11 protein-coding genes are annotated in these 9,000 nt (G+C 50.5%); 5 read left to right on the plus strand and 6 right to left on the minus strand.

The window, feature by feature from the left end; translation table 11 throughout:
- Positions 1 to 299: 299 nt before the first annotated feature.
- On the plus strand, positions 300 to 854 hold the full coding sequence (locus ACU8YC_RS23690; RefSeq protein ID WP_151219973.1) for a gamma carbonic anhydrase family protein: 555 nt from the start codon (positions 300 to 302) through the stop codon (positions 852 to 854).
- Here the strand turns inward: ACU8YC_RS23690 and ACU8YC_RS23695 are convergent.
- The 6 genes from ACU8YC_RS23695 to dprA are packed head-to-tail and all read right to left on the minus strand — an operon-like array spanning position 830 to position 4,622.
- On the minus strand, positions 830 to 1,087 hold the full coding sequence (locus ACU8YC_RS23695) for a DUF1488 family protein (RefSeq protein ID WP_151224108.1): 258 nt from the start codon (positions 1,085 to 1,087) through the stop codon (positions 830 to 832). The two genes, ACU8YC_RS23690 and ACU8YC_RS23695, sit on opposite strands and share 25 nt — an antisense overlap.
- A complete protein-coding gene (aroE, locus tag ACU8YC_RS23700; protein ID WP_423391017.1) occupies positions 1,084 to 1,905 on the minus strand; it encodes a shikimate dehydrogenase in 822 nt (273 codons plus the stop codon). The genes ACU8YC_RS23695 and aroE overlap by 4 nt, the downstream gene beginning before the upstream one ends.
- Position 1,906: 1 nt before the next feature.
- A complete protein-coding gene (gene tsaC, locus ACU8YC_RS23705) occupies positions 1,907 to 2,479 on the minus strand; it encodes an L-threonylcarbamoyladenylate synthase type 1 TsaC (protein WP_187254191.1) in 573 nt (190 codons plus the stop codon).
- A gap of 4 nt (positions 2,480 to 2,483) precedes the next feature.
- The gene (locus ACU8YC_RS23710) at positions 2,484 to 3,026 is read right to left on the minus strand and encodes a DNA topoisomerase family protein (RefSeq protein ID WP_151219977.1); all 543 of its coding nucleotides are present in this window, start codon (positions 3,024 to 3,026) and stop codon (positions 2,484 to 2,486) included.
- Positions 3,027 to 3,052: 26 nt separating this feature from the next.
- A complete protein-coding gene (gene smg / locus ACU8YC_RS23715; protein ID WP_005134083.1) occupies positions 3,053 to 3,526 on the minus strand; it encodes a DUF494 family protein Smg in 474 nt (157 codons plus the stop codon).
- Positions 3,498 to 4,622: a DNA-protecting protein DprA gene (gene dprA, locus ACU8YC_RS23720; protein WP_187260384.1), complete on the minus strand. Its 1,125-nt coding sequence runs from the start codon at positions 4,620 to 4,622 to the stop codon at positions 3,498 to 3,500. The genes smg and dprA overlap by 29 nt, the downstream gene beginning before the upstream one ends.
- A gap of 130 nt (positions 4,623 to 4,752) precedes the next feature.
- Between dprA and def the strand changes: the two genes are divergently transcribed.
- Genes def through trkA form a run of 4 tightly spaced genes read left to right on the plus strand, consistent with a single transcriptional unit; the run spans position 4,753 to position 8,963 of the window.
- A complete protein-coding gene (gene def / locus ACU8YC_RS23725; RefSeq protein ID WP_003031159.1) occupies positions 4,753 to 5,262 on the plus strand; it encodes a peptide deformylase in 510 nt (169 codons plus the stop codon).
- Positions 5,263 to 5,276: 14 nt separating this feature from the next.
- Positions 5,277 to 6,224: a methionyl-tRNA formyltransferase gene (fmt, locus tag ACU8YC_RS23730; RefSeq protein ID WP_151219979.1), complete on the plus strand. Its 948-nt coding sequence runs from the start codon at positions 5,277 to 5,279 to the stop codon at positions 6,222 to 6,224.
- A gap of 51 nt (positions 6,225 to 6,275) precedes the next feature.
- Positions 6,276 to 7,565 (plus strand): 16S rRNA (cytosine(967)-C(5))-methyltransferase RsmB, encoded by a 1,290-nt coding sequence (gene rsmB / locus ACU8YC_RS23735; protein ID WP_187254188.1) that lies wholly within the window; start codon positions 6,276 to 6,278, stop codon positions 7,563 to 7,565.
- A gap of 21 nt (positions 7,566 to 7,586) precedes the next feature.
- Entirely contained in the window at positions 7,587 to 8,963 is a 1,377-nt protein-coding gene (trkA, locus tag ACU8YC_RS23740; RefSeq protein ID WP_096890501.1) for a Trk system potassium transporter TrkA, read from the plus strand.
- Positions 8,964 to 9,000 lie beyond the last annotated feature (37 nt).

Consider the following 9,000-nt stretch of genomic DNA (forward strand, 5'->3'; position numbering starts at 1 on the left):
GGTGGCGTATATTACGCTTTCCTCTTTCAGAGTCAACCCTCATTTTCAGGTTTTTCTCTTCAACCGGACCGGCTGTTTGTGTGAAGTGATTCACATCCGCCGTGTCGATGGAGGCGCATTATAGGGATCCCATTTTTTAGCACAAGTGTTTTTTGGATCTTTTTTGCTGAATGCTTGTTTTTCACCCCTTTCGCTACATTCCTGCGCAATTTGGCTGATTTTTGATAGCTAAATCACTTGCGTAGTCTCGGTAATCCAACCAAAGTCTTCTTTACTGCTCTATTTTCGTTGAGGTGAACATGTCTGATGTATTACGTCCTTATAAGGATCTTTTCCCACAGATCGGAAAACGCGTGATGATCGACGCCAGCAGTGTTGTGATTGGTGATACGCGTTTAGCTGATGACGTCGGAATTTGGCCGCTGGTTGCGATTCGTGGCGATGTAAACTTTGTGCAAATTGGCGCCCGTACGAACATTCAGGATGGCAGCGTTTTGCATGTCACGCATAAATCCACATCAAATCCGCAGGGTAATCCATTGATCGTGGGTGAAGATGTGACGGTCGGTCATAAAGTCATGTTGCACGGCTGCATCATTGGCAACCGCGTATTAGTCGGTATGGGATCGATTTTACTGGACGGTGTGGTGGTAGAAGACGACGTTATGATTGGGGCTGGAAGCCTGGTTCCGCAAAATAAACGCCTGGAGAGTGGGTATCTGTATCTGGGAAGCCCGGTTAAACAGATCCGTCCATTAAGCGATGAAGAGAAGGCAGGCTTACAATACTCTGCTAATAACTATGTTAAATGGAAAGATGAGTATTTAAATCACAGTAACCAAACCCAACCCTGAGAGTCTTCCTGCTGGTCCTGGATCAATGCTTCGGCCTCTTCTTCCAGGTCCCAGCGATGCTGTTGAAATATTTCCAACCACTGCTCAGGCGTAGAGCCACCAAAGCGGGACGCCAACTTCTCTCCTGATATGGCACATGTTAACTGCATACCATGGACCATCGCCGGAAAAACAACAGCACTAATATCTACCTGCCATTTCTCTCGATCGGGAAACTGGATCGCCTGATTCATGCCGACAATTCCTGTTGCAGGCTTTTTATGACAGGCTCAACCTGTGGCAAAACGCCATGCCAGAGTAAAACTGCATGCGCAGCCTGCCCCACCAGCATCCCCAAACCATCGGCATAATGTTTCGCCCCATGCGAAGCACACCAGTAAAGAAACGGTGTGTTCCCTTTCTGATAAAACATGTCATAACAATAGACAGAAGGGTGGATAAGGGATGTTGGAATGGCCGGTATCTCACCGCTTATTCCGCTGGATGTGGCGTTGATGATCAAATCAAAACTGCAATTATCAAGGTCGTTCATTCCCACCGCCTGCACGCTGCCGGTGTGGGAGAAGATTTGTGCCAGTTCTTCAGCACGGGAAGGTGTACGGTTAACGATGGTCACCGCACAATCCATAGAAAGAAGAGGCAGTAATACACCACGGGATGCGCCGCCTGCACCAATCAACAGAACTCGCGAACCGGGACGAATAAAAGATAAACGCTCGAGATCGCTTAATAAGCCGATACCATCCGTGTTATCTCCCAGTAAACGTCCATCCCCCAACCGCTTAAGAGTATTGACCGCTCCTGCAAGCGATGCCCGCTCCGTGAGCTCATCGGCACGTGCAAACGCTTCTTCTTTAAAAGGCACGGTGACATTTGCCCCCTTCCCACCCCCAGCAAAAAAAGCGTTCAGCGTATTCACAAAATCATTGATGGGTGCCAGTACACGCCCATAGGAATGATCAATCTTCAACTGCTTTGCAAATTGCTGATGAATAAAGGGCGATCTACTGTGCGCTATCGGATTACCAAAAACAGCATAGGCTTCTTTCATATTACCCCTGTCGAAACTGTTCACCCGTCAGAGCATCACGGATCTCCGAAGGATTCAAACGACCTCCAGTCACCCCCTCAACCACAGGAAAGTCTGTACCAAACTGCGCGCGAACTTCTTCAACTGTTCTGCAAGGCGGCAGGCCACTCAAATTAGCACTGGTAGAGACTAATGGTTTGCCATAGGCCTGGCAGAGTGCAACCACCAGCGGATGATCGGTGACACGCACGGCCAGCGAGTCAAAACGACCAGTCAACCAACGAGGCGTAGTCGCGGGCGCCGGGAAAACGAAAGTAACAGGTCCAGGCCAGCGGGCGAAAACAGCCTCACGTTGGGCCTCGGTTAGCATACTATCGTCGATATAGGGTTTAAGCTGGTCAAAGTTTGCTGCAATCAAAATTAAGCCTTTATCGACTGGGCGTTGTTTTAACTCCAACAGACGGGTGACAGCCGTTTCGCTGTCAGGATCGCAGCCGACACCAAATACAGCTTCTGTTGGATAGGCGATGACTCTTTCTTGTTTCAGAACCTCTATCGCATCAGCGATAAGTTCTGCGGGCAGGTTATTATTCACTTTTTTAATCCGCCGAAATCGGCTTTCCACATTGTTTACTGGCACAGAAATGCTTCACACCCTGCGCGGTTTTCTTTTCGATGAGCAGTGGATAATGACACTCGGGACACTCCCCAGCTAACGGTTTGAAGTTGATGACAAACTGGCACTCCGGATAGCGCTCGCAGGAATAAAAGGTTTTGCCATAACGGGAACGCCGCTGAACAAGATGGCCAGTCTGGCATTGAGGACAGGTTATTGCTGTTTCATCAGGCTTGTCGATAAGTTCAGTATGTTCACACGCAGGATAATCACTGCATCCAATGAACATTCCGAATCTTCCCTGTCTCAGCACCAGTTCTGCGCCACATGCAGGGCAAAGCTTACCCTCCAGAACTTTGACAATATGTCCGTCCGCAGAAGATTTCAGCGGACGGATGTAATCGCATTCTGGATAGTGTGAACAACCGAGAAACGGACCGTGTTTCCCGGAACGAATAACCAGTTCAGCCCCGCATTGTGGGCAGGGCTCATTTTTACGCACCGTGAACAGTGCTGATTTAGCCATAACAACTCATACTGAATGAAGATTGATTAATGCAGCATACCTTCATTCACTTCAAAGAGTAATTCTTCCATTTGCTGATAGGCATTTTCACAACCTGGAATGTTGAATAGCACCATCAGGATCACCCACTTCAGGTCTTCCAGATCGAACTCTGCCGTATCCAGTGCGAGGACGCGTTCAATTACCATCTCTCGCGTTTCGAGGTTTAGCACCTGAATCTGCTCCAGGAATAGCAGGAACCCTCGACAGCTTGCATCTAGTCGATCGCACTCTTCTGCCGTGTAAATACGTACAGAAAGAGGATCGGATGCCAGCTGCATAGGCTCAGCAAGACCATCCTGATAATCAGCAAGCTTTTCCAGCCAAAGTAACGCGTTGTAAATGTCTTCACGATCAAAACCAGCGTCGGTAAGATCCCGTTCCAGTTTGTCCTGATCCACACGCAGCTCAGCTTCGTTATGGATATATGTCTCAAACAAATACATTAGTACGTCGAACATGGCATGCCCTCCTCAATCGGACATAGCCGCCGGGTACAGCTGCGATCCATCCTGCTAACTCCAGTTCGAGCAGTTGAGCTACTACCTCTGGCACAGGTTGGCCGGCACGTTCAGCGACGACGTCAACAGGTGTTACCTCATCTCCTACGTTAGCCAGGAGCTCAGGAAATGGCAATGCCACCTCTTCGTGATCTGGCGAATAAATTGATTTTTCAGGTTCATCTGGCAACCATGGCAGCCCATATTGCAAATTTTCCAGAATTTCTTCTGGGGCCGTCACAAGCGTAGCTCCCTGCTGAATAAGCCAATGTGGACCTTCACTTCCCGGGCTCCCAATCGCTCCCGGCAGAGCAAAAACCTCCCGCCCTTGTTCCAGCGCGCAACGCGCAGTGACCAGTGACCCGCTACGCTGCGCAGCTTCAACAACCAGGACTCCCTTACTTAGACCGCTGATAATACGATTTCGTCTGGGAAAATTGCGCGGCAAAGGGAGCGCATCCAGTGGGAACTCAGACACCAGTGCGCCTCCAGACTCAATCAGTCGTTCAGCAAGATGGACATGCTGTCGTGGATGAATGGTCTCAAGCCCATTTCCCAACACCGCAATACTTGTGCCCTGGCGGTTTATCGCAGCCTTGTGCGCCACACCATCAATCCCCCGGGCCAGACCACTGGTGATCGTCACACCACATGCTGCAAGCTTTTCACAAAACAATCGCCCCCATCGTTCGCCATACCAGGAGTGTTGTCGGCTACCGACAACGGCAACCTGAAATGAGGGGAGGCATGCGGGATTTCCTGCGACAAAAAGCATCCCAGGATAATCCACAATCGCACGGAGCTGTGGGGGATAATGCTCGCTGTCGGCAACCACAAAATGATGGTTGGGCTGCTCAAGCCAGCGCAACGTTTTTTCCAGCGTCTGCTGTGAAAAAGTTAAAAACCGTCTGACCTGGCGGGGAGAGAATCCAGCATGATGAAGTACCGTATTATTAATACACGGTTGAGTATTGAGCCAATGAGCAATGCGCACCATCTCATCACCATACAGTTCATTCACTTGGGCTAAACGTAGCCAAATTTCGATTTGGGTCATCCCTGCTCCCCCTGCCACAAGCAGTCCTGGCAATCTTTGCGATTGGTCACTGATGCTGTCAATCAGAGGGGGTTTTGTCTAGAATAGAGGTAATAATCTTTTCAACTCCTGAACACAACTCTGGATAACTATGTCAGTTTTGCAAGTGTTACATATTCCGGACGAGCGCCTTCGCAAAGTCGCAAAACCGGTTGAAGAAGTGAATGCAGAAATTCAGCGTATCGTTGATGATATGTTCGAAACGATGTACGCCGAAGAAGGTATCGGCCTGGCAGCAACGCAAGTCGATATTCATCAGCGCATCATCGTTATTGATGTCTCTGAAAACCGCGACGAGCAGTTGGTACTCATTAACCCAGAGCTGCTGGAAAAAGACGGCGAAACCGGCATTGAAGAGGGTTGCCTGTCGATTCCTGAACAGCGTGCGTTAGTACCGCGTGCTGAGAAAGTAAAAATTCGCGCGCTCGATCGCAACGGTAAATCTTTTGAACTGGAAGCCGATGGCCTGCTGGCTATCTGTATTCAACATGAAATGGATCACCTGGTCGGTAAACTGTTTATCGATTATCTGTCTCCGTTGAAGCAACAACGCATTCGTCAGAAAGTTGAAAAACTCGACCGCCTGAACGCCCGAGCTTAAGGACAAGAATCAACGTGTCAGACTCACTACGTATTATTTTTGCGGGTACACCTGACTTTGCAGCGCGTCATCTCGACGCGCTGTTGTCTTCTGGACACAACGTCGTTGGCGTGTTTACCCAACCGGACCGCCCGGCGGGACGCGGTAAAAAGCTGATGCCCAGCCCGGTAAAAGTGCTGGCGGAAGAAAAAGGGATACCGGTTTTCCAACCCGTCTCTCTTCGCCCTCAGGAAAACCAGCAGCTGGTTGCTGATTTATGCGCAGACGTGATGGTGGTGGTGGCATATGGCCTGATTCTGCCAAAAGCCGTACTGGAAATGCCACGTCTGGGTTGTATCAACGTTCACGGTTCCCTACTTCCGCGCTGGCGTGGCGCAGCACCAATTCAACGCTCACTATGGGCAGGTGACGCAGAAACCGGTGTGACCATCATGCAGATGGATGTTGGCCTTGACACCGGAGATATGCTGCTTAAGCTTTCCTGCCCAATTACGGCGGAAGATACCAGCGGTTCGCTATACAATAAGCTGGCAGATTTAGGGCCGCAGGGGTTGATTGAAACGCTAAAACAGCTGGCAGCTGGTACGATAAAACCGGTTGTACAAGATGAATCTCTGGTTACACATGCAGAAAAACTCAGCAAAGAAGAAGCCCGTATCGACTGGTCGCTTTCAGCCGCTCAGTTGGAACGCTGCATTCGTGCCTTTAACCCGTGGCCAATGAGTTGGCTAGAAATCGACGGTCAGCCGGTGAAAGTCTGGCAAGCTTCGGTCATTGCTGTAAACACCCAGGCTGCGCCAGGTACCATTCTGGAGGCAACAAAGCAGGGTATCCAGATCGCAACGGGCGACGGCATCCTGAACCTCCTCTCTTTGCAGCCTGCCGGTAAAAAAGCCATGAGCGCGCAGGATCTGCTTAATTCACGCCGGGAATGGTTTGTACCCGGTAATCGTCTGTTCTGACGGTTCATCTCTTTAAGCCCGGTGTTTCCGGGCATTTTTATTTTTGCGCTTATGAAAAAACATCTTAATTTACGCAGTATGGCGGCCCAGGCCGTCGAACAGGTTGTCGAAAAAGGACAGTCATTAAGCAACGTACTGCCTGCCATGCAGCAAAAAGTTGCTGATAAAGACAAAGCGTTGTTGCAGGAACTTTGCTTCGGCGTATTGCGCACTCTCTCCCAACTGGAGTGGATGATCCAGCAGTTGATGGAACGTCCAATGACGGGCAAACAGCGCACCGTTCACTATCTGATCATGGTGGGCTTCTACCAACTGCTGCATACCCGTATTCCACCGCATGCTGCACTGGCAGAGACCGTAGAAGGCGCGGTCGTTATTAAGCGCCCGCAGTTAAAAGGGCTGATCAACGGCGTGTTGCGCCAGTTTCAACGCCGTCAGGATGAACTGTTGGCCGAGTTCGCACAAAGCGATTTACGTTTCTTACACCCCTCCTGGCTGGTGAAACGTATTAAGGCCGCTTATCCGCAGCAGTGGGAAGCCATTCTTGAAGCTAATAACCAACGGCCACCAATGTGGCTGCGTGTCAATCGTAACCACCATACGCGCGATGCCTGGCTGGACCTGCTTAGCGAAGCGGGATTAACCGGCTTCCCGCATCCGGCGTATCCGGATGCAGTGCGTCTGGAAACGCCGGCTCCTGTGCACGCCCTGCCTGGTTTTGACGAAGGCTGGGTAACCGTTCAGGATGCTTCCGCTCAAGGATGCATGACCTATCTGTTGCCGGAAGACGGTGAACAGATCCTCGACCTGTGCTGCGCGCCGGGCGGGAAAACCACTCACATTCTGGAAGTTGCTCCTCACGCTAACGTAATGGCCGTCGATGTCGATGAAAAACGTTTATCACGCGTTTACGACAATCTGAAACGTCTGGGCATGAAGGCAACCGTAAAGCAGGGTGATGGCCGCTATCCACAGCAGTGGTGCGGTGAACAACAGTTTGATCGTATTTTGCTGGATGCTCCGTGTTCTGCCACAGGCGTTATTCGTCGCCATCCGGATATCAAGTGGCTCCGCCGCGACCGGGATATTGTCGAACTTGCGCAGTTGCAGGCCGAGATCCTGAATGCCACCTGGTTACACCTTAAACCCGGCGGCACGCTGGTTTATGCAACGTGCTCTATCCTGCCGGAAGAAAACCAGCAGCAAATTGCCGCCTTCCTTGCTCGTAATCCGGATGCGGTATTAAGCGAAACCGGTACGCCGGAAAAACCTGGACGTCAGAATTTACCAGGTGCGGAAGATGGCGATGGCTTCTTTTACGCTAAGCTAATCAAAAAGTGATGAGATAACGGGTCGCGACTGATGAAAATTATCATTCTGGGCGCAGGGCAAGTTGGCGGTACGCTGGCTGAAAACCTGGTCGGAGAGAACAACGATATCACGGTAGTCGATACCAATGGTGAACGCCTGCGCAGCTTGCAGGACAAGTTTGATCTCCGCGTCGTACAAGGGCACGGTTCACATCCTCGCGTTCTGCGTGAAGCCGGCGCCGACGATGCCGATATGCTGGTTGCCGTAACCAGCTCAGATGAAACAAATATGGTTGCCTGTCAGGTAGCTTATTCACTGTTTAATACGCCTAATCGCATCGCCCGTATTCGTTCACCGGATTACGTTCGTGATGCGGACAAGCTATTCCAATCCGATGCCGTGCCTATCGACCACCTGATTGCGCCTGAGCAACTGGTTATCGATAGCATTTATCGACTGATTGAATATCCGGGTGCATTACAGGTAGTAAATTTTGCCGAAGGGAAAGTCAGCCTTGCGGTCGTGAAAGCCTATTACGGCGGGCCGCTAATCGGCAATGCGCTATCAACAATGCGTGAACATATGCCACACATTGATACCCGCGTGGCGGCGATTTTCCGTCATGATCGGCCGATCCGTCCGCAAGGTTCTACCATTGTTGAAGCAGGTGATGAAGTCTTCTTTATTGCAGCATCACAGCATATTCGCGCCGTAATGAGCGAATTGCAGCGACTGGAAAAGCCTTACAAACGCATTATGTTAGTGGGTGGTGGTAATATCGGTGCTGGTCTGGCACATCGTCTGGAAAAAGATTACAGCGTCAAACTGATCGAACGTAATCAACAGCGAGCATCCGAGCTTGCGGAGAAACTGCAAAATACGATCGTCTTCTTTGGAGATGCTTCGGATCAAGAGCTGCTGGCGGAAGAACATATCGATCAGGTTGATCTGTTCATCGCGGTCACCAACGACGATGAAGCTAACATCATGTCAGCGATGCTTGCCAAACGGATGGGGGCCAAGAAAGTGATGGTGTTGATCCAACGCAGAGCGTACGTCGATCTGGTGCAGGGCAGCGTGATCGATATTGCGATTTCGCCGCAGCAGGCAACTATCTCTGCGCTGCTCAGTCACGTGCGTAAAGCTGATATAGTTGGTGTTTCTTCACTACGCCGCGGTGTCGCGGAAGCTATTGAAGCTGTCGCACACGGTGATGAAACAACATCGCGGGTTGTAGGTCGCTCAATTGATGAGATAAAACTTCCACCCGGAACCATTATTGGCGCCGTCGTGCGTGGCAACGATGTGATGATTGCCAACGATAACCTGCGTATTGAACAGGGCGATCACGTAATTATGTTCCTGACAGATAAAAAGTTTATTACCGACGTCGAGCGGTTATTCCAGCCAAGTCCTTTCTTCTTGTAATAATTTGGGCGCGAATACCGCGCCCTTTTTATTTCCC

The organism is Citrobacter sp. VF227, from assembly GCF_052950715.1.

Excerpts from the sequence above, each read along its gene's own strand:
- ACU8YC_RS23690 (WP_151219973.1), top strand. The coding sequence starts at position 300 with ATGTCTGATGTATTACGTCCTTATAAGGATCTTTTCCCACAGATCGGA.
- ACU8YC_RS23695 (WP_151224108.1), bottom strand. The coding sequence starts at position 1,087 with ATGAATCAGGCGATCCAGTTTCCCGATCGAGAGAAATGGCAGGTAGAT.
- aroE (WP_423391017.1), bottom strand. The coding sequence starts at position 1,905 with ATGAAAGAAGCCTATGCTGTTTTTGGTAATCCGATAGCGCACAGTAGA.
- ACU8YC_RS23710 (WP_151219977.1), bottom strand. The coding sequence starts at position 3,026 with ATGGCTAAATCAGCACTGTTCACGGTGCGTAAAAATGAGCCCTGCCCA.
- smg (WP_005134083.1), bottom strand. The coding sequence starts at position 3,526 with ATGTTCGACGTACTAATGTATTTGTTTGAGACATATATCCATAACGAA.
- dprA (WP_187260384.1), bottom strand. The coding sequence starts at position 4,622 with ATGACCCAAATCGAAATTTGGCTACGTTTAGCCCAAGTGAATGAACTG.
- def (WP_003031159.1), top strand. The coding sequence starts at position 4,753 with ATGTCAGTTTTGCAAGTGTTACATATTCCGGACGAGCGCCTTCGCAAA.
- rsmB (WP_187254188.1), top strand. The coding sequence starts at position 6,276 with ATGAAAAAACATCTTAATTTACGCAGTATGGCGGCCCAGGCCGTCGAA.
- trkA (WP_096890501.1), top strand. The coding sequence starts at position 7,587 with ATGAAAATTATCATTCTGGGCGCAGGGCAAGTTGGCGGTACGCTGGCT.